Here is a 26,089-nt window from a genome sequence, read left to right on the forward strand (position 1 = left end):
GGCCCGGTGCCGCGCGGTCGATCGAAGAATGTGGTGTTGCCTGTGACGACTTCGGAGAAGCCCCCTTCCGCACCGCGCCGCGCCGGCCTCGCGCGGGTCGCGGTGGTGACCGGCGGCGCATCGGGGATGGGACTGTCCATCTGCCGGTCCTTCGCCGAGAACGGTGACCGCGTCGCGGTCCTGGACATCGACGCCGCCGCGGCCCAGCGCGCGGCCGAGCAATTGCGCGCCGAGGGCGGCCAGGCGATGGCGTGCGAGGTCGACGTGACCGATCGCGCCGCGGTGCGCGAGGCGCTGCGCAAGGTCCGCGCGGAGTTCGGCGCCATCGAAATCCTGGTCACCAGTGCGGGTCTGGTGGGGTTCGCCCCCTTCACCGAGATCTCCCCGGAGTCCTGGCAGCGCGTGGTCGAGGTGAACCTCACCGGCGTCTTCCACTGCGTGCAGGCCGCGATCCCGGACATGCTCGCGGCCGGATGGGGCCGGATCGTGACGATCTCGTCCTCGAGCGCGCAGCGCGGATCGCCGGGCATGATCCACTACACCGCGGCCAAGGGCGCGGTCGTCGCCATGACCAAGGGTCTCGCCCGCGAATACGCGCCGAACGGCATCACCGTCAACACGATTCCGCCCTCGGGCATCGACACGCCGATGTCCAGGCAATCCCAAGCGGCCGGAAATCTCCCCGACAACGCGACCATGGCCCGCGCCATTCCGGTCGGGCATCTGGGCACGGGCGAGGACATCGCCGCGGCGTGCGTGTTCCTGTGCTCGGAACAGGCCGGATACATCACCGGTCAGGTTCTCGGAGTGAACGGCGGCTCGGTGATATGAGGACACGACCGGAAACACAGGAGCGATCGACCGTGAAACAACCGACCGCGAGGCAGTGGCCCCGGCCCGCCGAGGGCACCTGGACGCAGCACTACCCCGAACTGGGCACCGGGATGATGTCGTTCGAGGATTCGGTCTCCCCGGAATTCTTCGAACTCGAACGCGAAGCGATCTTCAAGCGCGCCTGGCTCAATGTCGGACGCGTGGAACAACTTCCGCGCACCGGCAGCTATTTCACCAAGGAACTCGACGTGGCCCGCACGTCGCTGATCCTCGTGCGCGATCGCGACGGCGGTGTCAACGCCTTCCACAACATCTGCCGCCATCGCGGAAACAAGCTGGTGTGGAACGAGTTTCCCCGCGAGGAGACCTCCGGAACATGCCGGCAGTTCACCTGCAAATACCACGGCTGGCGCTACGGCCTGGACGGATCACTGGCCTTCGTGCAGCAGGAAGAGGAATTCTTCGACCTCGATGCGCAGGAACTGGGACTCGCGTCGGTGCACTGCGAGGTGTGGGCGGGATTCATCTTCGTGAACCTCGCACCCGAACCCCCGCAGACCCTGCGCGAATTCCTCGGCCCGATGATCACCGATCTGGACGGCTATCCGTTCGACAAGATGACCGAGTGGTACGAGTTCACGGCCGACAATCAGAGCAATTGGAAACTGTTCGCCGACGCCTTCCAGGAGTACTACCACGTGCCGGGACTGCATTCGCAGCAGATTCCCACCGCGGTGCGCACCCCCGGCAAGGGTTTCGAATGCGCGCACTTCCAGCTCGACGGCCCGCATCGCATGGTCTCCACCGGTGGCGCGCGCCGCTGGACCCTGCCGGCGGAATTCATGTACCCGATCGAGCGGATCACCCGCAGCGGTCTGGTCGGGCCGTGGGAATCACCCGATATCGGTGATCCGCCCAAGGGCCTGAACCCCGGCCGGGTCGAACCGTGGGGGATCGACAACTTCCAGATCTTCCCCAATATCGAAATCCTCATCTACCGCGGCTGGTACCTGCTCTACCGCTATTGGCCGACCTCGTACAACACCCACCGTTTCGAAGGCATGCTGTGCTTCCAGCCCGCGCGCACGGTGCGCGAGCGGGTGGAGCACGAGGTCGCCTCGGTGGTGTTCAAGGAGTTCGCCCTGCAGGACGCGGGCATGCTCACCGGAACCCAGACCGCGCTCGAATCCGCCTATCGCACCGCGGGATTGACCAGTTTCCCGGTCAACGATCAGGAAATCCTGGTCAAGCATTTCCACAAGGCCGTCGCCGACCGGGTCGAGGCGTACCTGCGCGAGCGGGAGGCCTGAGATGAGCGCTCCCGTCCTGCCGCCCGCCTTCGCCGATCTCGAGGGGTTCGCGCGAACGTGGTGCCTGGCAACCGAAACCGAGCGCTGGAACCAGCGCCTGAGCAGTTCCATGCCGGAGCTGATCACCTTCTACGACGCCTTCTTCCCGCGCCTGGAGGAAGCCATCGCCTACTGCGACAAATTCCCGCTCGACGATCTGCCCGAGGACGCCCTGGCCCTGCTGCGGCTGGTCTATTCGCTGGTCATGGTCGCCATGGCGGTCGAAATCTTCCAGCAACCCACACCCGTCGACAGCGCCGACGCGGAACTCGAACGGATCAAGGAGCCGCACCCGTGAGCATCACCATCGACACACTCGGACACGAGGTGGGCGCGGAAATCACCGGCCTCGACCCCGCCCGCCTGCTGACGGACGACTCGATTCCCGGCGTCCTCATGGAGGCGCTCGAGCAACACGGCGTGCTGGTGTTCCGCGATCTGCACCTGGATCCGGAAACCCAGGTCGCCTTCTGCCGCAAGCTCGGTCAGGTCGACACCTCACCCGGTCATCATCCGGTCGAGGGCATCTACCGGGTCAGCCTCGACACCTCCAAGAACTCCTCGGCACGCTATCTGCGCGCGACGTTCGACTGGCACATCGACGGCTGCACCCCCGAGGACGACGCCTACCCGCAGATGGCCACCATGCTCACCGCCAAGGCGGTCGCCTCGAGCGGCGGCGAGACCGAATTCGCCAGCACCTACAAGGCGTACGAGAGCCTCACCGCGCAGGAAAAGCTCTCGCTGGCCCCGCTGCGCGTGGTGCACTCGCTCGAGGCCTCACAGCGCCTGGTCACCAAGGAGCCCACGCCCGAGCAACTCGCGGCCTGGCACACGCGCCCGAGCAAGGAGCATCCGCTGATCTGGACGCACAAGTCCGGACGGCGCTCGCTGGTGCTGGGCGCCTCGACCGATCACGTGGTCGGGATGGCGGGTGATCGGAGCCGGGCACTCCTGGACGGGCTGCTGGCGCGATGCACCGCCGCCGCGCGCGTCTACACGCACGAATGGTCCGTCGGGGACACCGTCATCTGGGACAACCGCGGCGTCATCCATCGCGCCGCACCCTATCCGGCCGATTCGCCCCGGGAAATGTTGCGCACCACCGTGCTCGGCGAGGAACCGATCCGGTAACGCGCCCTCGCCACCCCTCTACACCCAGGAGTACGCCATGGCTCGTTGGCCCAAGCCCGCCGAGGGCAGCTGGACGCAGCACTATCCCGAACTCGGCACCGAGCCGATGTCCTACGAGGACTCGATCGCGCCGGAATTCTATGCCCTGGAACAGGACGCCATCTTCAAACGCGCCTGGCTCAATGTCGGGCGCATCGAGCAATTGCCCCGCACCGGAAGCTATTTCACCAAGGAGATCCGCGCCGCGCACACCTCGGTCATCATCGCGCGGGATCGGGACGGCGGCATCAACGCCTTCCACAACATCTGCCGCCATCGCGGAAACAAGCTGGTGTGGAACGAGTTTCCCCGGGAAGAGACCTCCGGAACATGCCGGCAGTTCACCTGCAAATACCACGGCTGGCGCTACGGCCTGGACGGCTCACTGGCCTTCGTGCAGCAGGAGGAGGAATTCTTCGACCTGGACAAGAGCGCCCTCGGACTCGCGAAGGTGCACTGCGAAGTGTGGGCGGGATTCATCTTCGTCAACCTCGCGGCGCGACCGCGGCAAACGCTGCGAGAATTCCTGGGCCCCATGGTCACCGCGCTCGAGGGTTATCCGTTCGACAGGCTGACCGAACGCTACTGCTACAAGTCCGAGGTCGGGGCCAACTGGAAGCTCTACATGGACGCCTTCCAGGAGTTCTATCACGCACCGATTCTGCACGGGAAACAGACGCCCGACAATTTCTCGATCGCCGCGCAGCAGGCCGGATTCGAAGCGCCGCACTACCAGCTCGACGGCCCGCACCGCCTGGTCAGCACCTCGGGCGTGGTCACCTGGGAACTGGATCCCTCGATGCGCAAACCGATGGAGGACATCACCCGCGGCGGGCTGTTCGGGCCTTGGGACACACCGGATCTGGGCACGATGCCCGCGGGGCTCAACCCGGCAGGCTGCGATCCGTGGGGGCTGGACTCGTTCCAGCTGTGGCCGAACTTCGTGATCCTCATCTGGTCCGGCGGCTGGTACCTGACCTATCAATACTGGCCGACCTCGCACAACACCCACACCTTCGAAGGCAATCTCTACTTCGTCCCGGCCCGCACCCCCCGCGACCGGATCGCGCACGAGATGACCGCGCTGACGTTCAAGGAATACGGCCTCCAGGACGCCTCCACCCTCGAGGCGACCCAGATGATGCTCGAATCGCGCGCGGTGCGCACCTTCCACCTCAACGATCAGGAAATTCTGCTGCGGCACCTGCACAAGGTCGCCGCCGACTGGGTCGGTGACTACCAGCGCGAACGCGCGGAGGCCCGGCAGTGAGCGAAACAACCATGAGCACAACGCTTTTGCCCGCCGAATTCGCCGATCTGGAACAGTTCGCCGCGGTGTGGTGCCTGGCCGCGGAATCGGAGCGGTACGACCGCCGCCTGGCCAGTTCCATGGCCGATATGCAGCGCTTCTACGACGCGATCACCCCGCGCGCGCAGGACGCGATCGCCTACTGCGACAAGTTCCCGCTCGAGGACCTGCCCGAGGACGCCAAAAACCTGATGTACCTCATCTATTCGATGATCATGGTGTCCTTCCCGGTCGAGGTGTGGCGCCAGCCGAAGATTCCCGACTCGGGGAACTCCACCCTGAACTGCGTGATCGAGCCGATCCTGTGAGCGAACATGTCACCGTCCTGCGCGCCGCACGTCGGCTCGACATCGACACCGGGCACCTGCACAGCCCGGGCGTCATCGTGGTGGAGGGCAACCGGATCAGCGAGATCGATCCCGCGATCCTGCCCACCGACGCCGAGGTCCTCGACCTGGGTGAGGTGACATTGCTGCCCGGCCTGATGGACATGGAGATCAATCTGCTCATCGGCGGGCCCGACACCCCCACCGGCCTGCCCAATCCCATGCACGGCGTGCAGGACGATCCGGTCTACCGGACCCTGCGCGCGACCATGAACGCGCGCACCACCCTGCACGCCGGATTCACCACGGTGCGCAATCTCGGATTGATGGTCAAGACCGGGGGCTACCTGCTCGATGTGGATCTGGGCCGGGCGATCGAGCAGGGGTGGGTCGAGGGGCCGCGCATAGTCGGTGCGGGACATGCCATCACACCCACCGGCGGTCACCTCGACCCCACCATGTTCCAGCGCCTCGCACCGCACATCATGCCGCTGAGCGTGGAGGAGGGGCGCGCCAACGGAGTGCCGCAGGTGCGCGAATCGGTGCGCTACCAGATCAAGTACGGCGCGGGCGTCATCAAGATCTCCGCCTCGGGCGGGGTGATGTCGCACGGCACCGTCGCGGGCGCACAACAGTATTCCGACGAGGAACTCGTGGCGATCGTCGACGAGGCACACCGCGCCGGGGTACGGGTCGCCGCGCACGCGCACGGTGACGCCGGTATCCGCGCCTGCATCGCCGCGGGCGTGGACTGCATCGAACACGGCTCGCTGGCCAGTGACGACACCATCGCCATGATGGTCGAGCACGGCACCTTCCTGGTGCCCACCAGCTACCTGTCCGAGGGACTCGATGTCTCCAAAGCCGCTCCCGCGCTCCAGAAGAAGGCCGCCGAGGTGTTCCCGCGAGCCCGCGAGACCCTGCGCAAGGCGATCCGTGCCGGGGTCAGGATCGCCTGCGGCACAGACGCTCCCGCGGTCCCGCACGGCGACAACGCCAAGGAGCTGTGGGCGCTGGTGGACCGCGGCATGACGCCGCTGCAAGCCCTGCGGGCCGCGACCGTCACCGCCGCGGAACTGCTCGACGTGGATGACCGGGGCCGGCTCGCACCCGGGCTGCTCGCCGACATCATCGCGGTGCCCGGCGATCCCACCCTCGACATCACCACCGTGCAGGACGTCCGCTTCGTCATGAAGGACGGCCGCATCCACAAGAACACCACGTCCGGTCCGAGGTAACGCATGCGCGGCACAGAGCAGCTATTCATCGGGAACCAGTGGGTCGCACCCAGCACCACCGCCACCATCGAGGTGATCTCACCGCACACCGAACAACCGATCGCGCGGGTCCCCGCGCCGGGCCCGCCGGATGTCGACCGCGCCGTCGCGGCGGCCCGCGCGGCCTTCGACACCGGACCGTGGCCGCGGCTCGATCCGGCCGAACGCCTTGCGGTCGTGCGTCGGCTCGCCGAGCTCTACACCGCCCGGGTGGACGAGATCGCCGAGCTCATCACCGCCGAAATGGGTGCGCCGCTGACATTCTCGCGTTCGGCCCACGCCCGGCTGCCCGGTGCGATGATCCGCGCCTTCGCCGATATCGCCGCGGACTTCGAGTGGACCGAGACCAGGGCGGGCTTTCTGGGCTCGGACATCCTGGTGTGCAAACGGCCCGTCGGCGTGGTCGGCGCGATCATCCCCTGGAACATGCCGATGTTCCTGACGGTCGCGAAACTGATTCCGGCACTGCTGGCCGGATGCACCATCGTGCTCAAACCGTCCCCGGAGACTCCGCTGGACGCGAACCTCATGGCCGAGCTGATCGAACAGGTCGGGCTGCCGCCGGGGGTGGTCAGCGTCCTGCCCGGTGACCGTGAGGTCGGCCGGTACCTGGTGGCGCATCCGGGCGTGGACAAGGTGTCCTTCACCGGATCCACCGCGGCCGGACGACAGGTCGCACAGGTCTGCGGATCCGCGCTGCGCAAAGTCGGACTCGAACTCGGCGGCAAATCCGCCGCGGTGGTCCTGGACGACGCCGACCCGCAGGACTTCGCCACCGGCATGATGGTCGCCGGGCTGATGAACAGCGGCCAGGCCTGCGTCGCGCAGACCCGGATCCTACTGCCGCGCAGCCGATATCAGGAGTACGTCGACGCACTGGCCGACATGGTCGACAAGCTCGTCGTGGGAGACCCTTTCGACACCGCCACCCAGGTCGGACCCATGGTCTCGCAGCGACAGCAGCAGCGGGTGCGTGGATACATCGAGCAGGGACAGCGGGACGGCGCACGGCTGCTGGTCGGCGGCCCGGACCTGCCCGAGGGCCTCGAGCGCGGCTGGTACGTGCGCCCGACGATCTTCGTCGATGTGGACAACGCCATGACCATCGCGCAGGAGGAGATCTTCGGGCCCGTGCTGAGCGTGGTGCCCTACGACAACGACGAGCACGCCGTCCGGCTCGCCGACGCCACCGAATACGGGCTTTCCGGCTCGGTGTGGACCCCCGATCTGGACCGGGGACTGGCGGTGGCGGGGCGGATCCGCACCGGGACCCTCGGTATCAACCAGCCCTACAGCATGGACCCGTTCGCCCCCTTCGGCGGTGTGAAGAGCAGCGGCATCGGCCGTGAATTCGGCCGCGAAGGGCTCGACGGTTTCCTCGACACCACCTCGATCTCGGTGCGCGTCACACCGTGAATGCGCCATGTGCGCTCGCGAATGCGCTGTCGTGCAACTGAATCCGCTCTGTATCGCGCGCTGACACCGCACCCGGCGCTGCTGCGCGGAACCAGATGAGCCGGAACCATGAGATACGCCCCGCACCTGTCAGGTGCGGGGCGTAGTCGCTGTCGCGGCACTCGATTCAGCGTCGCGGTCCTCGGCCCGCCACGCGGCGGCCGGTCAGAATCAGGGCCAGCACCAGCAGGATCGCGGCTGCGGCCAAGACGACCCGCCGGGGTCCACCCGCCCCGGCGGCCCGGAGCAGATCTATCGGCTCGGCGGCAGGGCGCGGCACCGAGCGAAGCTCGGAGCGGGTTCCGGTCTCGGCGGCGGGCTCCGAATCCTCTGCGGGAGCGGATGTCTCGGCCGCGACCTGCGCCGTGCTGGTGATCTCGGTGGCCAGGTTGGTGGCGAACTGGCCGATCAGAGTTCCCGCCACATCCGCCAGCGCGCCGCGCCCGAACTGTGCGGGCTTCCCGGTGATCGCGAGATCGGTCTCGACGAGAACATCCGTGCCACCGCCGGATTCGACCAGGCGGCACACGATCGTCGCCTTCGCCGTGCCGTTGCCCCGGGTTTCGCGACCCCGGCCCTCCAGCACGGCGATGCGGGCCTGCGGATCCTGCGAGACGACCTTGATGACGCCGTTGTAGGTGAGCCCGACGGGCCCCAGCTTGACCTTGATCTTGCCGTGGAAGTCGTCCCCGTCGCGGGAAGTCAGGGTCGCGCCGGGAACGCACGGCGCGATCCGCTCCAGGTCCAGCAGCACCGGCCAGGCATCGTGCGCGGGAACCGGAATACGGAAGGTGTTCTCGAGTTTCATGACAGGTCCTTCGATTCGGCGGTCGTGGCGGCCGCGGCCCGGACAGCGCACACGATGCCCTGATACCCGGTGCAGCGACACAGATTTCCGGACAGACCCTCACGGATCTCACTGTCGGTGGGGTCGGGATTCTCGCGCAGGAACGCGGTCGCCGACAGCACGAAACCCGGTGTGCAGAAACCGCACTGGAGCCCGTGATGGTCGCGGAAGGCCTGCTGCATCGGAGACAGCGTCCCATCGGGTGCGGCGATGCCCTCGATGGTCGTGAGCTCCGCACCGTCCGCCTGCACCGCGAACACCAGGCACGCGCGCACGGCCTCGCCGTCAAGCAGGATCGTGCAGGCCCCGCAGACGCCGTGCTCGCAGCCCAGATGGGTGCCGGTGAGACCGCATCTCTCCCGCAGATAGTCGGCCAGGGTGAGCCGCGCGGGCACCCGGTCGCGGCGGCTGGCTCCGTTGATGCGCAGCTGGATGTCCCGATCAGTCATTGCGTGCCTCCCGCACGGCGCGCAGCCATGCCCGTGTGGTCATCACCGAGCCGACGCGGCGCCGGTATTCGGCGGACCCGTGTAGATCCGCCGGGATCGATTCCAGATCCGCGGTGGCGCTGCGCCCGACTTCCTCGGCATCGACCTCGCTCACCGCGCAACCCAGCAGTTCGGCCTCGGTCGCGGTGGCGCGCACCGGTGTTGGCCCCAGCCCGAACACCACGATGGCGCAGCGGTCGATTCGGGAATCCGCGTCGAGCCGCACCGCGATCACCGCGCCCGCGAGCGCGAAATCGCCACTGCGACGGGCGAATTCCTCGATGGCGAACCCCGATCTCCCCGGCCACCCCGGAAAGACGATGCCGGTGAGCAGCTCGTCGGCCGCCAGCGCGGTGCTCCACATACCGGTGAAGAAATCCGTCGCCGCGATGACGCGTCGCCCGCGCGGGGACAGCGCCTCGAGGTCGGCATCCAGCGCCAGCGCCACGGCCGGGTACTCGCCCGCCGCGTCGGCGTGCGCGATCGCGCCGCCGATGGTGCCGCGATTGCGGATCTGGAAATGCCCGATGAGCGGAGTCGCGCGCGCCAGCAACGGAATTCGGCGGCGGACCTCCTCGGATCGACCGACCTGTGCGTGGGTCGTGGACGCGCCGATCCACACCGCGTCCCCGCGCACCTCGATCCCGCGCAGGCCGGTGACCGCGCGCAGATCGATCAGATGCTCGAAGACGGCGAGCCGCAGCGCCAGCATCGGCACGAGGCTCTGGCCACCGGCGATGAACTTGGCCTCCTCGCCGAGCTCGGCGAGCAGGTTCACCGCCGCCTCGGCGGTCTCGGGAACGTGATAGTCGAACGCGGCGGGCTTCATTCGGTCACCCCCGTCGCAGTGGTGGCGCGGGCCGCGGCCACCAGATCCAGGATGGTGGCGGGGGAGAGCGGCAGCTGCGAGATCTCCACGCCCAGCGGCGCGAGCGCGTCGGCCACCGCGTTGAGCACCGCCGGAGTCGATCCGATCGCTCCGCCCTCCCCGACGCCCTTGTACCCGCCCGGTCCCGGGCTGGGCGTCTGGACGTGACCGACCTCGATGACCGGAACCTCCGCCGCGGTCGGCATGAGATAGTCCAGGAAGGTCGTGGCGATCGGGTTGCCGTCCTCGTCGTAGGCCAGATGCTCGTACAGCGCACCGCCGATCCCCTGTACGGTGCCGCCGTATATCTGGCCCTCCACCACAGCGGGATTGATCATCGGCCCACAGTCCTCACTGACGATGTAGCGCAGCAGCCGCACCCCGCCGGTCTCGATATCGACCTCGCAGGTGCACACATGGGTGGCATTGGCCCAGATCATCAACTGGCCCACGCGATGGCGGCCGCTGGCCTCGAGCCCCGCGGGCACACCGGGCGGCAGCGCATCGGGCGCGAAGTACGCGATGGCGGCCAACTCGGCCAGCGTCACCACGATGTCCGGATTCGCACGGGCGAAGGCCCGGCTGCCGGTGAATTCCACCTCCTCGACAGGTGCGCCGAGCTTGTGCGCGGCGATGGCCAGCAGCCGCTCCCGCAGTCCCGCGGCGGTTTCGGCGATGGCCCCGGCGGTCATGGATCCCGAGCGACTGCCGCCGGTCCCGCCGCCGAAGGGCGTGACCGCGGTATCGCCCTGCACGGTCCGCACATCGGCGATATCGACCCCCAGGGCGTCGGCGGTCAACTGCACCACCGTCGTCTCGAGACTGTTGCCGGCCGATCCGCCCGCGACGTAGACGTTCACCTTGCCCGACGGCTCGATCCGGATGGTCGCGCCCTCGGTGGCGTGGAACGGCGTATTGCCCGTGGTGGGCTCGACATAGGTGCAGGTACCGACACCGAGGTAGCGGCCCTGCGCGCGGGCGCTGCGCTGTTCGGCGCGGAATCGGTCGTAATCGAGCATCCCCAGCGCCTGCTCGAAGGTCTCCAGCGGCGTGATGTCGCTGTACGGCATGCCGTTGGCGTTCGCGTACGGAAGATCCTCCCGCCGCAGCATATTGCGGTGCCGCAGCGCGATCGGGTCCATGCCGATCTGCCGGGCGGCGGCGTCCAGCAGCACCTCGCGGGCCACCGATTCGAACTGCCACGGACCCCGATAGGCCACGCGCCCAACGGTATTGGTGTAGACGAACTTGGCGCTGAAGCCCGCCTGCGGAATCCGATAGGGCCCCGGAAGCAGCAATCCGACCACCATGCCCGCGGTGACCGGTGAGGGAATCGGGTACGCCCCGACGTTCTGCACATGGTCGATGGTGGCGGCCAGGATCGTGCCCTCGGCGTCGAAAGCCATTCGGATGTCGCCGTATTCGTGCCGGGCCATGCCGGCCGACATGAGGTTCTCCTGCCGGTCCTCGATCCACTTCACGGCGGTGCCGAGCCGGCGCGCGGCCAGCATGACGCACACGTCCTCACGCTGGGGCGCGACCTTCTGCCCGAACCCGCCGCCGGTATCACGGACGATGACCCGGACCCGGTGCTCATCGATACCGAGCAGCCGGGCGCAGAATCCGCGCACCTCGTGCGGTGACTGCGACGAGGTCCAGATGGTCATTTCGGCAGTGGCGCCGGACCATTCGGCGACGATGCCGCGGGTCTCCATCGGCACCGGCGCATACGCCTGCTGATGCAGGCGCCGGCGCACCACGTGGGCGGCGGCGTCGAAGACCGGATCCAGATCCGCGGGCGGGCGCCCGCCCATGGCGCCGGCCGAATTCTCGGGGAAGGCGGCGTGTACCAGCTCGGGGGACTCGGACGCGGTGCGGAAGTCGACCACCGGCGGCAGCGGGTCATAGTCGATGACCACGAGTTCCGCGGCGTCCTCGGCGATATAGCGGTCGATCGCGACCACGACCGCGACCGGATCCCCGACGAACCGGGCCTCGTCATCGGCCAGCGGCGGGCGCGGCACGGGCGGGAGCCCGACCATGTCCAGCGCGTAGGAGATCTCGTGCACATCGGGATTCAGGTCGGCGGCTGTGTAGACGGCCAGCACGCCGTCCAGGGCCAACGCCTCGGTGATGTCCACGCCGGTGATCCGGGCCCGCGCGAGCGGACTGCGCACGAAGCACGCGTGGCCCATGGCGGGCCGGGTGACGTCGTCGACGAAGGTGCCGGCTCCGGTGAGCAGGCGCAGATCCTCGAGCCGCGGCACCCGGGTACCGACGACTCCGGCGGTTTCGGTGTCCGTGCGGGTCATCGGGGGATCCGGGAGTGCGGGTGGGCCGGATCTGGAGACCGGTCGATTCGAGTACGCGACAGGCAGTGTCGAGTCATGGGGCGTGCTCCTCGGTTCACGGAGACGATGCGGGCATACCGCTGCCGACCACCTGTCTAGCAGCGGTGTTCGCACAGTGTCAATATCCACTATGCCGTAAACGTAAATGTACTATCACGGATTAGGAGAATCACATTTACGCCTGTGGCCGAGGTATCCCGGACGATGGTTCCGACGCCGGTGGCGTGCGGAAAGGGCAGTCATGCGGGATCTCGCCGTACACCTGCGGCGCTGGCAGGCGGAGAACGCCGACTACGCCCTGGCCACCTTGACCGGGACCAGCGGCAGCGCTCCCCGGCCGATCGGCACGACCATGGCGGTCGACTCGGCCGGGGCGGTGTACGGCAGTCTGTCCGGCGGCTGCGTCGAGTCCGCGGTGTACGAACTGTGCCTCGAGGTGCTGGCCACCGGCGTTCCGATGCGAAAGAGCTTCGGCTACAGCGACCCCGACGCCTTCGCGGTCGGCTTGACCTGCGGCGGCGAGGTCGAGGTCTTCGTGCACCGGGTGACGGCGACCGAACACGCGGTGGTCGAGGCCGCGCTGGACGTGCATGCGCCGGTGGCGTGGGTGCGCGACCTGGTGTCCGGCGCGGTGCTCGCGGTGAGCGACGTCGGAGCGGTAGGTGTGGGATTCGACGGCGCCGACCTGGCCGTCGTGCGGCAGGCGCGGGCGATGCTCGAGGCGGGCTCGAGTGCGGTGCGGGTGATCGGCTGCGCCGAGCGGGAGCGGGTGGTCTTCGTCCAGTCCTTCGCGCCGCCGCCGCGCATGATCGTGTTCGGCACCACCGATTTCGCCACCTCGCTGTGCACCGTCGGCCGATTGCTCGGCTATCGCGTGACCGTCTGCGACGCGCGCGGCACATTCCTCGATCGTGCGCGGTTCACCGACGCGCACGAGGTGGTGGTGGAGTGGCCGCACCGATACCTCGGCACGACCGCCGTCGACAGCCGGACGGTGATCTGCGTGCTGACCCACGATCCGAAGTTCGATATCCCGGTGCTCACCCAGGCGCTGGCCCTGCCCGTGGCCTACGTCGGCGCGCTGGGCTCGCGTCGCGCCGACGGGCAGCGGCGGTCCGAGCTGCGCGCCGCGGGAGTCACGGAAACCCAACTGCGGCAACTGCGTTCGCCGATCGGCCTGGAGCTCGGCGGGCGAACCCCGCAGGAGACCGCGATCGCCGTTGGCGCGGAGATCATCGCTCTGCGCCGGGGTGGCAGCGCGGTGCCGTTATCGGTGACCGAGCGGCCGATTCACCCCCGGGGAGGCGACGTTTAGCCAGGCCCTGCCATGACGCTTTCCCCTGTTGACCTTCCGTCGAACGCGGTGTTAAGTAAATCACGCTATAGCCCAGCGCGCGGTCTGATATCCGGTCCAGGAGATTCCCATTTCCATCGATATCGGCCCCACTCATCGATGAGATGGAGACTCACATGGCGACTCGATTGGTGAACTCCTTTGCGCCGCAAGAAGACGTCATGGCGTCAGTGGATGCGACGCTCGAACATGTCCAGGCCCGCGAACTGCGCTATCGCCTCGCGATCCTCGGCCCGAATCCGCTGGCGGTGGTTCGCTACGCGGGCGGATGGATCTTCGACCGGGTATTGGCGGGCTGGGAGGTGTGGGTGGCGGTGGCCGAATGCGACGATCCCCGCCCGGTCCGGATCCTGGGCGCGGAGGTGCTGGATCTGGAGTCCTGCCTGAACTCGAATCCCGACGCCCGGCCGCAGACGCTCGCGGTGGACACCGCCCTGTTCGGCTCTTATTCGCGGATCAGGAACGGACTGCTCGACAGCCTGGATACCGCGGAGTTCGAAGTGGCCCTGTGGGGCGAGAACTGGCCGGCCGAGCTGGACTGCCGGGTCGGCAGTCCGGTGCAGTACCGGATGAGTTCCGCCGCGCGCGCTTTCAAGGAGCGCGCGTACTCCGCCGCACTGACCTCCGATCCGGTCGACGCCGTGGAGACCTTCCGCGTCGGATCCCCTTCTCTGGCAGCTGATCTGCTTCCCTCGGGCTGAGTGCGTGGCCCCCGGCGTTGACGCGCGGCCGACCGTGTGAAACTCTCGTGCTCGAATATGAGAGTGTGATTCTCACACACGGGAGGCCGTTCGGCCGGTGAGGCCGCGGGGCGGCGTGAAGGAGGGTATTCGATGAAGGTCAGCATCGATACGGATCGTTGCCGTGGCTTCGGCGTCTGCGTCTCGCTGTGTCCGGAGGTGTTCACCCTCACCGACTACGGCTACTCGGAGGTGTCGGTGGACGAGGTGCCGGCCGACCTGGAGGGCGCGGTATCGGAGGCGATCGCGGCGTGTCCGGAGCATGCGATCGAAACCCTGTGACGCACTGAGGCTTGTGACACGCTGAGGGTGCGTGAGTGCTGAGGGTCCAGACCCTCATCCGGCCGGGACGGCCTGCCGTCCCGGCCGTTTTCGTGTGCCGACCGACGGGTCGATAACGGCAGGTCCCATCCCTTTTCTGAATCCGGCGCCCTGTCGCACGGGCAATGGAGAACGCTATTCTCAAATGCGAAGATCAGCGTTACCATCAAAATGAATCTCCCTTACCGATGGCAGGAGCTGTCCAGGATGACTGATTTCGACACAGTCGACTACTTCACGGATCAGGCGCTGGTACCCGATCCCCATCCGTATTACGACCACCTGCGCGCGCAGTGCCCCGTGACCGCCCTGCCGCATCGCGGGGTCTATGCGGTGACGGGGTACGAGGAGACCGCCGAGGTGACGAAGGACGCGGACACGTTCTCCTCGATCATCGCCGTCGGCGGACCGTTCCCGCCCCTGCCGTTCGAGGTCGAGGGTGACGATCTCGGTGAGCTGATCGACCGCAACCGGTCCAAGATGCCCATGTTCGAGCACATGGTGACCATGGATCCGCCGCAGCACACCTACGCGCGGTCCGTGCTGAACCGGCTGCTCACCCCGGCGCGACTGAAGGAGAACGAGGAGTTCATGTGGCGGCTGGCCGACCAGCAGCTGGACGAATTCCTCGCCGACGGCCGGTGCGAATTCGGCACCGCGTACGCCAAACCCTTCTCGCTGCTGGTGGTCGCCGACGTGCTCGGGGTGCCGGAGGAGGATCACCAGAAGTTCCGGGTGGTGCTCGGCGCGGAACGCCCCGGCTCGCGGGTCGGAGCACTCGATGACGATGCCCTCTCCAGCAATCCACTGGCCTGGCTGGACGACAAGTTCTCCGCCTACATCGAGGATCGCCGCGCCGAGCCGCGCGACGATGTGCTCACCCAGTTGGCGCTGGCGAAGTACCCGGACGGTTCCACGCCCGAGGTCATCGACGTGGTGCGCTCGGCGACATTCCTCTTCGCGGCCGGACAGGAGACCACGGCGAAACTGCTGACCTCCGGACTCCGGTTCCTGGCCGACAACCCGGACATTCAGCAGCAGTTGCGCGAGGACCGCGGCAAGATTCCGCTCTTCGTCGAGGAGACGCTGCGGATGGAGGCTCCGGTCAAGAGCATGTTCCGCCTGGCCAAGCAGAACGCTCAGGTGGGTGGGGTGGATGTGCCGATCGGAACCACGGTCATGATCTGCCCCGGCGCGGCCAACCGCGACCCGCGGCGTTTCGAGGAACCGCACGAATTCCGCCTCGATCGCCCGAATGCCCGGGAGCACATCGCCTTCGGGCGCGGTGCGCACACCTGCCCCGGCGGTCCGCTGGCCCGGGTGGAGGGTCGCGTGTCCTTCACGCGTCTGCTCGATCGCATGCTCGACATCCGCATCGACGAGGGGCGGCACGGTCCCGCCGACGCGCGGCGCTACGACTACGAACCCACCTACATCCTGCGCGGCCTGCAGGCACTCCATGTCGAGTACACGCCCAAGTCCTGAGTTTCACACTCCGGCAAGCCAATTCGGCGAACAACGAATAGAGGAAGCAATGACCGGACGGGTCGAAGGAAAGGTCGCATTCATCACGGGTGCGGCGCGCGGTCAAGGCCGCAGCCATGCGGTGCGATTGGCCCAGGAGGGCGCCGACATCATCGCCGTCGACGTGTGCAAGCAGCTCGACAATGTGCCGTTCGCCATGTCCACCCCCGAGGATCTGGCCACCACGGCGGAACTGGTGAAAGCCGAGGGCCGGCGCGTCGTCACCGCCGAGGTCGACGTGCGTGATTACACGGCGCTGAAGGCCGCGGTGGACAGTGGTGTCGAGCAGCTCGGACGGCTCGATGTGGTGGTCGCCAATGCCGGAATCGGCAATGAGGGCGGTCAATTGAGCGAACTCGACGAGACGCTCTGGCAGGACATGATCGACGTCAACCTCGGCGGTGTCTGGAAGAGCGTCAAAGCGGCCATCCCGCACCTGATCGCGGGCGAGCGCGGTGGCTCCATCGTCCTCACCAGCTCGGTCGGCGGCCTCAAGGCCTACCCGAACGTCGGACACTACATCGCCGCCAAGCACGGCGTGGTCGGGCTGATGCGCACCTTCGCGGTCGAACTGGGGCACCACTCGATTCGCGTCAACTCGGTGCATCCGACGCACGTGAACACCCCGATGGTCATGAACGAGGGCACCTACAAGCTCTTCCGGCCGGACCTCGAGAACCCGGGCCCGGCCGACCTCGAGCCCATCTGCCGCATGTTCCACACCCTGCCGGTGCCGTGGGTGGAGTCGGTCGACGTCAGCAACGCGGTGCTGTTCCTGGCCTCGGACGAGTCTCGCTACGTGACCGGTGTTCCGCTGCCGATCGATGCGGGCAGCATGCTCAAATAATCTGTGCGCCTGCGCATCACGCACACTGCCGCCGCCCCTTCCGGGACGGCGGCAGCGCTGTGTGGCGAGGTCAGAGGGACAGGATCGAGGCGGCGGCGGTGCCCGGCGCACCGTAGACCTGGGCGTAGCCGACCTTCGGCTTGCCCGGCACCTGATGGTCGCCGGCCTGGCCGCGCAATTGCAGCACCAGCTCGTAGACCTGCCGGATCCCGGACGCGCCGATCGGTTCGCCGTTGGCGATGAGACCGCCGTCTGTATTGACCGGCAGGCGCCCGCCGATCTCGGTGGCGCCCTCGGCGATCAGCTTCTCCTGGTCGCCGTCCGCGCAGAAGCCGTTCTCCGCCATATGGATCACCTCGGCCCCGGCGTCGGTGTCCTGCAGCTGGATGACGTCCACGTCCTCGGGGCCGATGCCGGCCGCGGCATAGGCGTCCGCGGAGGCGTAGACCGTCGGGGAGACGTCCTCGTCGATCGCGGCCCAGGTGCTGTGGACCTCGTAGGCGCCGTAGCGGCGCGTCCGGATCGCGGAGGACCGCAGGTACACCGGGGTGGAGGTGTATCGCTTGGCGATATCCGCGCGGCACATGATCACCGCCGCGGCGCCCTCGTCGGGCGTGCAGAACATGTAGTGCGTCAGCGGATAGTTCAGCATCGGCGAGCCCAGGATCTCGTCCTCGCCGATCGGCTTGCGCCGGAACGCATTCGGATTGAGCACGCCGTTGCGGTAGTTCTTGGCCGCGACCTTCGCCAGCGTCCGCTGGGAGATGCCGTGGTCCTGCAGGTACCGGTTCGCTTTGATGCCGAAGAACTTCGTGGTGACGAACTGCCCGTTCTCGGCGTACCACCCGGGCAGCCCGAGCTTGGCCGGGTCATCGGTGAAGGCACCGCGTGGATGCTTGTCCATGCCGACCGCGATACCGACGTCGTAACGCCCGGAACGGATCGCCTCGGCGGTCTGCTCGATCGAGCTGGCGGCCGTGGCGCAGGCATTGAACACATTGGTGAACGGGATCCCGGTCAGACCGACCAGGCGGGTGACCGCATCGGGGTTGCTCACCTCGTAACTGCCGCCGAACCCGAATTGGATGTCTTTCCATTGGATTCCGGCATCGGCCAGGGCGGCCTGGATGGCCTCGGCCCCCATCTCCATCGCCGTCTTGGGAAAACGGCCGAACGGATGGATACCGATGCCGATGATGGCAACGTCGTTCATATCGATACTCCTCTACTCATCCGAATCCGCGATCACACCGGCGCGAAGGCCACGGTCACGACCTCCGTCCCGTCGGCTTCGGAGTACAGCGGTACGAATGCCAGCTCCACCGCCATGCCCGCGCGCAACCGATCCGGATCGGCCTCGGTGAGCCGGGTTTCCACGCGCACCTCCTCGCCGAGCTGCACCAGTCCGATGCCGAACGGCTCGAACGATTCGCCCGTCTCGCGCCCCGCGTAGGGCAGCTTGGGCACGAATCCCTGTGTGGTCCAAGCGATCAGCGTTCCCCGGCGCGGCAACAGCCGATCGGTCATGTCCGGTCCGCTGCATCGGGGGCAGCGCTGCTGGCGAGGCCAGGTCACCGCCCCGCAAGCGCCGCAGCCACTGCCGATGAGCTGCGGATCGTCGTCGGGCCACGTGGAGACCTCGGGTGCGAGTGCCTTGGCCATGTGCCGTCCTCCATTTTCTCTGTCGAACTTCGAATGCTCTGAAACGTCAAGAGGTTTCGCTGGGCGGCTACTCGTACCGAACCGTCGTCTCGGGACCGTCCGGCACGGCCTGGCAGGTGAGCACGTAGCCCTCCTGGACCTCGTCCTCGGTCAGCGCGTCGTTCACCGCCATGGTCGCCGTGCCTTCGGTGAGCCGCCCCATGCACGTGGCGCAATTGCCCTGCTCGCACGAGAACGGCGGCGTCAGCCCCGCCCGTCGCGCCGCTTGCAGCAGCGTCTCGCCCGCCCGCCGCGGCACCGACACCTTCTTGCGGTCGAGAAGGATCGTCACCGTCCCGCCCTCGGCGGATAGGGTGACGGCGTCCGGTGTGCTCACGACGGAGCCGGGCCGGGATGTCGAGTCCGCGAGATCCGCGACCGCGGGGGCCGAGGGGATGACGGGGGCGGGTGCGCCGAAGCGTTCGCTGAAGATGAGACCCGGCCCGGGCAGGGCGTTCTCGATCATCTCCATGAAGGCTTCCGGGCCGCAGATGTACGCGTCGCCGTGCGCGTCCGCGTTCACGAAGGCGCGCACCAGGTCCGGGGTCAGGAAACCGCGGTCGGAGTCGAGGTGCCGCACGACCTCCAGGCGTCCCGGATAACGCTCGGCCAGGGTGAGTAGCGTCGCCTCGAAGATCATCGAGGGCTGGTCGCGGTCCGCGCACAGCAGCCGCACTCGGCGATCGGTGGTGGCCAGCGCGCTCTTGGTCAGCGACAGCACCGGGGTGATGCCGGAGCCGCCGCTGAAGCCGAGTATCGGAACCTCCGACGGGCGCAGGCAGAATCGCCCCGCCGCCCTGCTCATGTCGAGCTCATCGCCCTCGGATACGTTGTCGTGCAACCAGTTCGAGACCTGACCGCCCGGAACCCGCTTCACGGTCGTCATGAGTTCGCCGTCGGTCTCCGGCGCGCTGGACATGGAATAGGACCGGTAGAGGTTCTTGCCGTCCACCGCCACCCGGAACGTGCAGAACTGACCCGCCCGATACTCGAGCGGTTCATCGTGTGGTTCCAGGACGAAAGTGCGGGAGTCCGCGCTCTCCTTGATGATCCGGGTCACGGTCGCCCGCTGGAACGAGGGGGGTCGGGCCATGAGAACCAATTCCTCCGCTGTCGATGGTCGGATTAGAGCTGTGCCAGTCGAGGGGCCGCGCCCTCGGTGCGAATCAGAACCCCGGCCTCACGGACGAGTTCTCTCGTGCTGCCGAGCAATCCGTCCAGCACGAGCGTGCGCCGCACGTGCCGGTGCAGATCGTGTTCCGCGGTGAACCCGATCCCGCCCAGCACCTGCTGGCAGTGGCGCGCGGTGATCTGCGCGGCCCGCCCGGCCGCGGCCTTGGCCAGCAGCGCCCCGAGATCGTCGCCCGCGACGGTGAGCGTCGCTTCGGCCCCTTCGATCGCGATCAGCGCCTCGGCGAGCCGGTGCCGCACCGCCTGGAACGCCGCGACCGGGCGCCCGAACTGCTCACGCTCCAGCGCATGTCGCCGAGCGAGCCCCAGCATCGCCCGACTGCTGCCCACGAGCCACCAGGCCAATGCCCGCCGCCCCGCCGCCAACGCCTCATGACGGGCGGATCGATGAGCGTCGGTGCCGTGGCCGTTCGCGAGGGGACCGGGCGTCACCTCTCGAGCATCGAGCGGATCTGTCGTCGCGAAGCCGTGAAGGGCGTCCGGCGAGGGGCCGCCGGCACGATCGGTCCCGGTCGAGGCGGGCCCGATGAGCCGCACCGGGTGCAGGGGGAGTTGTTCGTCGACGGTGGTCCCGGCGCGGTCGGTGCGTTCCCACTCGAGCCATGCGCCACCGGTGAAGGGCAAGGGCGTGGTGCCCAGTGGGTCCGCCCCCGCAGTGTGGAGGATGACGTCGTTGAGAAGCGGTGCGTGCGAACCGGTTTCGCCGAGCAGGCGGAAGACCAGCGGAATCGCGAGATTCGGAATGTCGGTGAGCATGTCGGTCCAGCCCAGTTCGGCGAGGGCACGGTCGAGTTCGGCGCCGGCGGCGACGGTGAGCATGGTCTTGCGCACGGTCTGCTCGAGGAGGTCGAGCTCGTCCGGGGCGGTGTCGAAATCGGCCACGGCTCAGTCCTTTCCGAGATCGAGCAGGCGGCGCGCGATGATATTGCGCTGGATCTCGGCGGTGCCGCCGTAGATCGTCGCGGCACGCGAATACAGGTATTCGGTCCGCCATTCCGGATCGGAGAGTTCCAGCACGCCCGGCAGCAGATCGCGCGCGGTGTCGAACAACCGCTGTTCGGCGGTGGCCAGGAGCACCTTGTCGATCGAGGTCTCCGGGCCCAGGCGCGCCCCGTTCGCCAGGCGCCGCTGAGTGGCGCGCGAGCGGCAGCGCACGGTGTGCAGCGCCAGGAACGCCTCGCCGAGCTCGGTGTCATCGGGTATCGCGGTGTGCGCCACGATGCGATCGAGGCGGGTGAACAGGTAGGTGATCCGATGCCAGAAGCAGGCGGAGCGCTCGTGCGGGAGCAGATCCATCGCGACCCGCCACCCGTCGCCGGGCCTGCCCAGCATCCGGTCGGCGGGCACCACGACATCGTCGAAATACACCTCGGCGAACTCGTCGACGCCGTGCATGGTGCGCAGCGGTCGCACGGTGATGCCGGGGGAGTCCATATCGACGAAGAAAGCGGTGATGCCCTCGTGCGCGGGCGCGGTCATGCCTTCGCGCCCAGGCGCGGTCATGCCTTCGCGCCCAGGCGCGGTGCGCGTGAGCAGCACACAGCGCGTGGAGTACTGTGCCAGGCTGGTCCACACCTTCTGTCCGTTGATCACCCAATCCGACCCGCGGGGAACGGCTTTGGTGGTGATCGAGGCCAGATCGCTGCCGGATCCCGGCTCGGAGAACCCCTGGCACCACTGCTCCCGGCCCGACAGCAGCCGCGGCACCATCTCCGCCGCCAGCTCCGGGCGGGCGTAGGAGATCATGGTCGGCGCGAGCACCTCGATCATCGAGTAGATGCCCGGCTCGGCCAGATCGCGCGAGGCGACCTCCTCACCGAGCACCGCCCGCAAAACCGCCGGTCCGCCGAGGCCGCCCGCCTCGGCGGGCCAGCCGTAGCGCATCCAGCCCGCGTCGTAGAGCGCACCGCGGACGCGGGCCAGCTGCGCGACCTGTCCGTCGAGCGAATGGTCGGGCCCGGGGGTCAGGTCGTTCTCCTCGAGCCAGGTCCGCAGCCCGGTTCGAAATTCGTCGATCGTCATGGGATTCGAACCGCTCATGTCCTCGAACGCTCGAAGGCGTGCGGAATGCCGGAATCGTGGACGCCGCTGCGCCGGATGAAGGTCATCCGGCGGGTCCGGATCCGCCACCCGTCCTCGGTGCGCACGAGCGCGTCGGTGTAGTACCCGATCCGCATGTCATGGGTGCTCTGGTCGACGAAGCACAGCGGCTGCGTGCCCTCGGCGGTGTCGCCGTCGATGTCGAGCACCGGTAATCCGGTGAGGAACAACCCCTTCGGGGCGGCCGCCACCAACTCCGGGAACAGATCGAGGGTGTAGGTGTCCCCGAACGCGCTGTAGGACCCGTCCGGCGTGAACACCGCCAGCAGCCCCGCGATATCGCCCTTGGTGATGGTCACCGCGTACCGGGCCAGCACCTGCTGGATCTCGAGCAGATCCTCAACTCTGGACATGGACCTTGCCGCCTTTCATGACGAACTGCACGCGCTGGGTGACGGTGATGTCCTGCAACGGATCTCCCGGTACCCCGATCACATCCGCCAGCAGCCCCTCGGCCAGCCGGCCCCGATCGGTGACGCCGATCAACTCGGCCGCGCGCACGGTTGCCGCACGGACCACATCGAGGGGAGGGAGCCCTCGCTCGACCAGGGCCACGAGCTCATCGGCATTGCGGCCGTGCGGGATCGCGGGCGCGTCGGTGCCCACCGCGATCTTCACCCCCGCCTGGTAGGCCGCCAGTACCGATGTGCGCGCCTTCGGGAACATCTCGGCGGCCTTGGCCTGTAGCGCCGGAGCCGCCTTGGACACATCCATGGCGTCGGCGAGCCGGGTGGTGGGCACCAGCCAGGTACCGGCGGCCACCATCGCCTTGATGGCTTTGTCGTCGATCAGGAAACCGTGCTCGATGCAGTCGATTCCGGCCTCGACGGCGTGCTCGACCGCCTCCGCGCCGTGGGTGTGCGCGGCCACCTTCAACCCGCGGCGGTGTGCCTCGTCGACGATCGCGCGCAGTTCCTCATCCGAATAGTGCTGTGCACCAGGCGCTCCGGTGAGCGACATGACACCGCCGGAGACACAGATCTTGATCAGCTGGGCGCCGTGCTTGATCTGGTACCGCACCGCCTTGCGCACCTCGTCGACGCCGTTGGCGATACCCTCCTCGAGCGTCAGCTTCAGCACGTCGGGAGCGAAGGCGGAGAACATGGTCGGATCCAGATGCCCGCCGGTGGGGGTGATGGCATGCCCGGCAGGCACGATCCTCGGCCCCTCGATCCAGCCGCCGTCGATGGCCCGCCCGAGCGCGACGTCCAGGAGATAGCCGCCGGTTTTCACGAACAGTCCGAGATTGCGCACGGTGGTGAATCCCGCGCGCAGCGTGCGCCGCGCATTGCCCACCGCGCGCAGCATGCGCAGTGGCGGATCGTCCTGCACGCTCGAGGCCAGGCCGGTTTCACCGCGCCCGCCCATCAGGAGGTTGACCTCCATGTCCATCAGTCCGGGCAGCAGGATCAGCTCGCCGAGATCGAGGATTTCTCCCTCGGGCTCGCCGCCCACGCCGGCGATGCGCTCACCGTCGATGCGCAGAATGCCGGGCCGGACGATTTCACCGGTGTCGACATCGAGCAGTCCCGCTGCCCGCACCGTGATCATGCTTGCGACGCTTCGCGTTTCGGCGCTTCGAAGCCGGCGACGATCACGACGTTGGTCTCGGCCGCCGCCTGACGCAGTTTCGCCGCGCGCTGATACTCCGGCGACTCGTACCACGTGCGCGCCGCCTCGACCGATTCGAATTCGAGGATGACGGTCTGATTGCCGTGCCATTCACCCTCGAGCACGCCGGGTGCGGAATCGACCGCGAGGGGACGCATCCCGCCGCTGGGCGGCACCGTCGCCGCCGCGCGGCCGTACTCGACCATCGCGTCCGGGTCCTTGATGGCCTCGGTGAAAATCACATAGCCCTTGGGCATTTCGTTCTCCTTCTGCTCGCCGGCGACCGGCTCAGACCACCGGCTCGTTGATCAGCACGGCCCAGGCCGCGCCGCTGTCGGGCACGCGCGGCTGCTTCCACACCTCGATCGGGAACGAGGCCATCACCAGCGACTGCATGAGATGGAACAGCGCACGCGCGTCCTCGGGCAGGTCCGGCCACTCGTACTTGTCGCAGTAGTCCAGCGCGGCTTCCAGGCGAGGGAACGCCGTGTCGTAGAACTCCTGCATCTGCGGCATGGTGGAGGCCAGTCGCTTGGCGTAGCGCTCCGCCTCGGTGGCCAGGCACCAGTCCGCGAACGGCTCCAGGTCGGCGAATTCAGCTGGCAGCTGCGGCATCTCGGTACTCCTTGACTTTGTTCTGTGCGATGACGTGCAGATGACGCAGGAGAATCTCCTGATCGTTGAGCGGGAATTCCGAGACCGTGCGGGTCTCGAGCATCGTCTGCGTGGCTTCCAGGGTGTTGGCGTCCTGCAGCGCGTATTCCTTGAAGGTCACCGCGGCCAGTTCCTGGGCCATGCGGTCGCGCGCGTTCTTCGGCGGTGCGAAATACAGGTTCGCCTCGAAGATGTGCTTGTTCACCGCGGTCGGCCAATAGTGATAGGTGAGGTACCAGCCCGGCGCCCAGAACAGCAGCGAGAAGTTCGGGAAGATCTCGAATTCGTCCACGCCCCAGGCTTTGTGCTGGGCGGGATTGAGTCCGGCCGGCAATTCGTCGAGACCGTCGATATCGGGGCGGTCCCACGGGCCGAACAATCCGCTGCGCAGGACCCGCTCGATCGGCTTGACCATGTTCAGGTCCTTGGGCGGGGCCATGCCACCCCAGGACGAGATCATCGAATGCGGCGAGGACAGTTCGTAATGCAGTGCCTCGTAGCCGTATCCGGCGAGCTTGTCGGCCTCGTCCTTGGTCGCCTGCTTCATGTGCAGGATCGGCGCGTGGTAGAACTCGGCGAACGCGTCGATGAACAGCTTCCAGTTGCTGCCGATCTCGGCCTTGTAGGTGTAGACCTCGGTCATCTCGTGGAACGGATAACCCTGCACGCCCTCGAGCATGGGTCCGAGGAATTCGGTGAGCGGCGCGGCGTCGGGATCGAGGTTGACGAAGATGAAGCCCTCCCAGACTTCACAGCGCACATCCTTGAGCCCGTAGTCCTTCTTGTCCAGGTCGAAGAATTCCTTCTCCTGCTGCACGAAGGTGAGCTCGCCCTCGAGGCTGTAGCGCCAGGCGTGGTATTTGCAGGTGAACTGCCGGCACGAGCCCGCGGTCTCCTCGTTCGGGAAATCGCTCCACACCAGCTTGTTCCCGCGGTGGCGGCAGATGTTGTGATATGCCCGGATTTCCTTGTCGGAGCCCCGCGCGATGATGAGAGAGGTGCCTACGCAGGACAATTCGCGGGTGAAGTAGCTGCCCACACGCGGCAGCCGTTCGACGCGGCCGACATTGAGCCAGCTCTTCTTGAAGATGGCGTTGCGCTCGTCCTCGTAGAAGGCGGGATCGATCGAGTCGGTGTAGTCGACAGGGCCGGTGCCGAGCTGTGGATACTGCTCGGTCCAGCTACCCGCTTCGGGCTTGGTGAAATGGGCCACCGGGTTACCTTTCGTTTTCGGGCGTGACGCCGAAGGTGTTGAATGCCATGGCGAGCAGGCTGTACCCGCCCACGGTGAAGACGAGATCCATGCGCTGTCGGTCGCTGAGTTCCTCGCTCAGCGCCGTCCAGGTCTGGTCGGACAGCGTGGACTTCTCGAGCAGCTCATCCGCCGCATTGATGACGACACGGTCGAATTCCGCTGCGGCGGTGCCGTTCTGGACCGCCGCGATATCCGTTTCGGACAATCCCGCTGTCTCCGCGAAGCGCGCGTGGTGTTTCCACTCGTAGGCGCAGTTGGTTCGGTGCGCGACGCGCAGGATCGCCAGTTCGCGGATCCGCGGCGGCAGCGTCGACTGGAACAGCAGGTACACGCTGAAACCCAGGAACGCCTCGGTCAGATCCGGATGGTTGGCCAGCACCGACATCGCGGGGCCCGCGCCCTCGGGATTGCGCCGGGCGACGGGCAGCAGCTGCCCGAACGCGGAGCGGGTGCGGTCGTCCCAACGTTCGGCGGGCAAGGGCGGCAGGCGCATTCGTATCCTCCTCTCATGAGA

Annotated in this window: 28 protein-coding genes; 13 read left to right on the forward strand and 15 right to left on the reverse strand. The window is 67.5% G+C overall.

The window, feature by feature from the left end:
* Positions 1-42: 42 nt before the first annotated feature.
* From NJ1_RS14890 to NJ1_RS14925, 8 genes are read left to right on the forward strand one after another with little or no spacing between them, the layout of a single operon-like run.
* On the forward strand, positions 43-831 hold the full coding sequence (locus NJ1_RS14890) for an SDR family NAD(P)-dependent oxidoreductase (RefSeq protein WP_281202127.1): 789 nt from the start codon (positions 43-45) through the stop codon (positions 829-831).
* Between the two features lie 32 nt (positions 832-863).
* On the forward strand, positions 864-2,144 hold the full coding sequence (locus NJ1_RS14895; protein ID WP_245717393.1) for an aromatic ring-hydroxylating oxygenase subunit alpha: 1,281 nt from the start codon (positions 864-866) through the stop codon (positions 2,142-2,144).
* Between the two features lies 1 nt (position 2,145).
* Complete coding sequence (locus NJ1_RS14900) at positions 2,146-2,481, forward strand: hypothetical protein (protein ID WP_067693576.1); 336 nt, start codon at positions 2,146-2,148, stop codon at positions 2,479-2,481.
* Entirely contained in the window at positions 2,478-3,317 is an 840-nt protein-coding gene (locus NJ1_RS14905; protein WP_067693579.1) for a TauD/TfdA dioxygenase family protein, read from the forward strand. Before NJ1_RS14900 ends, NJ1_RS14905 begins: the two co-directional genes overlap by 4 nt.
* 37 nt (positions 3,318-3,354) lie before the next feature.
* A complete protein-coding gene (locus NJ1_RS14910; RefSeq protein ID WP_067693581.1) occupies positions 3,355-4,626 on the forward strand; it encodes an aromatic ring-hydroxylating oxygenase subunit alpha in 1,272 nt (423 codons plus the stop codon).
* Between the two features lie 11 nt (positions 4,627-4,637).
* The gene (locus NJ1_RS14915; RefSeq protein ID WP_067693993.1) at positions 4,638-4,973 is read left to right on the forward strand and encodes a hypothetical protein; all 336 of its coding nucleotides are present in this window, start codon (positions 4,638-4,640) and stop codon (positions 4,971-4,973) included.
* Positions 4,970-6,229, forward strand: coding sequence for a metal-dependent hydrolase family protein (locus tag NJ1_RS14920; RefSeq protein ID WP_067693584.1), 1,260 nt, complete (start codon positions 4,970-4,972; stop codon positions 6,227-6,229). Before NJ1_RS14915 ends, NJ1_RS14920 begins: the two co-directional genes overlap by 4 nt.
* Positions 6,230-6,232: 3 nt before the next feature.
* Positions 6,233-7,684 (forward strand): aldehyde dehydrogenase, encoded by a 1,452-nt coding sequence (locus tag NJ1_RS14925; protein ID WP_067693587.1) that lies wholly within the window; start codon positions 6,233-6,235, stop codon positions 7,682-7,684.
* A 166-nt stretch (positions 7,685-7,850) separates the two neighbouring features.
* On the opposite strand, the gene NJ1_RS14930 is transcribed toward NJ1_RS14925, so the two are convergent.
* Genes NJ1_RS14930 through NJ1_RS14945 form a run of 4 tightly spaced genes read right to left on the reverse strand, consistent with a single transcriptional unit; the run spans position 7,851 to position 12,238 of the window.
* On the reverse strand, positions 7,851-8,531 hold the full coding sequence (locus tag NJ1_RS14930; RefSeq protein WP_067693590.1) for an SRPBCC family protein: 681 nt from the start codon (positions 8,529-8,531) through the stop codon (positions 7,851-7,853).
* Positions 8,528-9,019 carry a (2Fe-2S)-binding protein gene (locus NJ1_RS14935; protein WP_067693593.1) on the reverse strand — a complete coding sequence of 164 codons (492 nt, stop codon included), beginning with the start codon at positions 9,017-9,019 and terminating at the stop codon, positions 8,528-8,530. The genes NJ1_RS14930 and NJ1_RS14935 overlap by 4 nt, the downstream gene beginning before the upstream one ends.
* Positions 9,012-9,887 carry an FAD binding domain-containing protein gene (locus NJ1_RS14940; protein WP_067693596.1) on the reverse strand — a complete coding sequence of 292 codons (876 nt, stop codon included), beginning with the start codon at positions 9,885-9,887 and terminating at the stop codon, positions 9,012-9,014. The genes NJ1_RS14935 and NJ1_RS14940 overlap by 8 nt, the downstream gene beginning before the upstream one ends.
* Positions 9,884-12,238, reverse strand: a complete 2,355-nt coding sequence (locus tag NJ1_RS14945) for a xanthine dehydrogenase family protein molybdopterin-binding subunit (protein ID WP_067693599.1) — start codon at positions 12,236-12,238, stop codon at positions 9,884-9,886. The genes NJ1_RS14940 and NJ1_RS14945 overlap by 4 nt, the downstream gene beginning before the upstream one ends.
* Before the next feature lie 280 nt (positions 12,239-12,518).
* Here NJ1_RS14945 and NJ1_RS14950 point away from each other — a divergent pair, with 280 nt between their 5' ends.
* The 5 genes from NJ1_RS14950 (at position 12,519) to NJ1_RS14970 (ending at position 17,063) form a co-directional block, all read left to right on the forward strand.
* Entirely contained in the window at positions 12,519-13,592 is a 1,074-nt protein-coding gene (locus tag NJ1_RS14950; protein WP_067693602.1) for an XdhC family protein, read from the forward strand.
* A 245-nt stretch (positions 13,593-13,837) separates the two neighbouring features.
* A complete protein-coding gene (locus NJ1_RS14955) occupies positions 13,838-14,332 on the forward strand; it encodes a hypothetical protein (protein ID WP_067693996.1) in 495 nt (164 codons plus the stop codon).
* Between the two features lie 132 nt (positions 14,333-14,464).
* Positions 14,465-14,653, forward strand: a complete 189-nt coding sequence (locus NJ1_RS14960) for a ferredoxin (RefSeq protein WP_067693605.1) — start codon at positions 14,465-14,467, stop codon at positions 14,651-14,653.
* A 246-nt stretch (positions 14,654-14,899) separates the two neighbouring features.
* Complete coding sequence (locus tag NJ1_RS14965) at positions 14,900-16,177, forward strand: cytochrome P450 (protein ID WP_067693608.1); 1,278 nt, start codon at positions 14,900-14,902, stop codon at positions 16,175-16,177.
* Between the two features lie 49 nt (positions 16,178-16,226).
* Positions 16,227-17,063, forward strand: coding sequence for a mycofactocin-coupled SDR family oxidoreductase (locus NJ1_RS14970; RefSeq protein WP_067693611.1), 837 nt, complete (start codon positions 16,227-16,229; stop codon positions 17,061-17,063).
* 70 nt (positions 17,064-17,133) lie between these two features.
* Here the strand turns inward: NJ1_RS14970 and NJ1_RS14975 are convergent, their stop codons facing one another.
* From NJ1_RS14975 to NJ1_RS15025, 11 genes are all read right to left on the reverse strand, one after another.
* Positions 17,134-18,276, reverse strand: a complete 1,143-nt coding sequence (locus NJ1_RS14975) for a thiolase family protein (protein WP_067693614.1) — start codon at positions 18,274-18,276, stop codon at positions 17,134-17,136.
* A gap of 32 nt (positions 18,277-18,308) precedes the next feature.
* A complete protein-coding gene (locus NJ1_RS14980; RefSeq protein ID WP_067693617.1) occupies positions 18,309-18,725 on the reverse strand; it encodes a Zn-ribbon domain-containing OB-fold protein in 417 nt (138 codons plus the stop codon).
* A gap of 67 nt (positions 18,726-18,792) precedes the next feature.
* On the reverse strand, positions 18,793-19,857 hold the full coding sequence (locus tag NJ1_RS14985) for a ferredoxin--NADP reductase (protein WP_067693619.1): 1,065 nt from the start codon (positions 19,855-19,857) through the stop codon (positions 18,793-18,795).
* A 32-nt stretch (positions 19,858-19,889) separates the two neighbouring features.
* A complete protein-coding gene (locus NJ1_RS40495) occupies positions 19,890-20,837 on the reverse strand; it encodes an acyl-CoA dehydrogenase family protein (RefSeq protein WP_245717394.1) in 948 nt (315 codons plus the stop codon).
* Between the two features lie 3 nt (positions 20,838-20,840).
* On the reverse strand, positions 20,841-21,977 hold the full coding sequence (locus NJ1_RS14995) for an acyl-CoA dehydrogenase family protein (protein WP_067693999.1): 1,137 nt from the start codon (positions 21,975-21,977) through the stop codon (positions 20,841-20,843).
* Between the two features lie 14 nt (positions 21,978-21,991).
* Positions 21,992-22,408, reverse strand: a complete 417-nt coding sequence (locus NJ1_RS15000; RefSeq protein WP_067693622.1) for a nuclear transport factor 2 family protein — start codon at positions 22,406-22,408, stop codon at positions 21,992-21,994.
* Positions 22,395-23,606, reverse strand: coding sequence for a metal-dependent hydrolase family protein (locus tag NJ1_RS15005; protein WP_067693625.1), 1,212 nt, complete (start codon positions 23,604-23,606; stop codon positions 22,395-22,397). Before NJ1_RS15005 ends, NJ1_RS15000 begins: the two co-directional genes overlap by 14 nt.
* Positions 23,603-23,923 carry a DUF1330 domain-containing protein gene (locus NJ1_RS15010; protein ID WP_067693628.1) on the reverse strand — a complete coding sequence of 107 codons (321 nt, stop codon included), beginning with the start codon at positions 23,921-23,923 and terminating at the stop codon, positions 23,603-23,605. Before NJ1_RS15010 ends, NJ1_RS15005 begins: the two co-directional genes overlap by 4 nt.
* 31 nt (positions 23,924-23,954) lie before the next feature.
* Entirely contained in the window at positions 23,955-24,281 is a 327-nt protein-coding gene (locus tag NJ1_RS15015; protein ID WP_067693631.1) for a hypothetical protein, read from the reverse strand.
* Entirely contained in the window at positions 24,262-25,533 is a 1,272-nt protein-coding gene (locus NJ1_RS15020) for an aromatic ring-hydroxylating oxygenase subunit alpha (protein ID WP_067693634.1), read from the reverse strand. Before NJ1_RS15020 ends, NJ1_RS15015 begins: the two co-directional genes overlap by 20 nt.
* A 4-nt stretch (positions 25,534-25,537) precedes the next feature.
* Positions 25,538-26,068: a carboxymuconolactone decarboxylase family protein gene (locus tag NJ1_RS15025; RefSeq protein ID WP_067693638.1), complete on the reverse strand. Its 531-nt coding sequence runs from the start codon at positions 26,066-26,068 to the stop codon at positions 25,538-25,540.
* Positions 26,069-26,089: the final 21 nt, after the last annotated feature.

Source organism: Nocardia jejuensis NBRC 103114 (assembly GCF_001613145.1).
GTDB classification, from domain to species: Bacteria; Actinomycetota; Actinomycetes; order Mycobacteriales; family Mycobacteriaceae; genus Nocardia; species Nocardia jejuensis.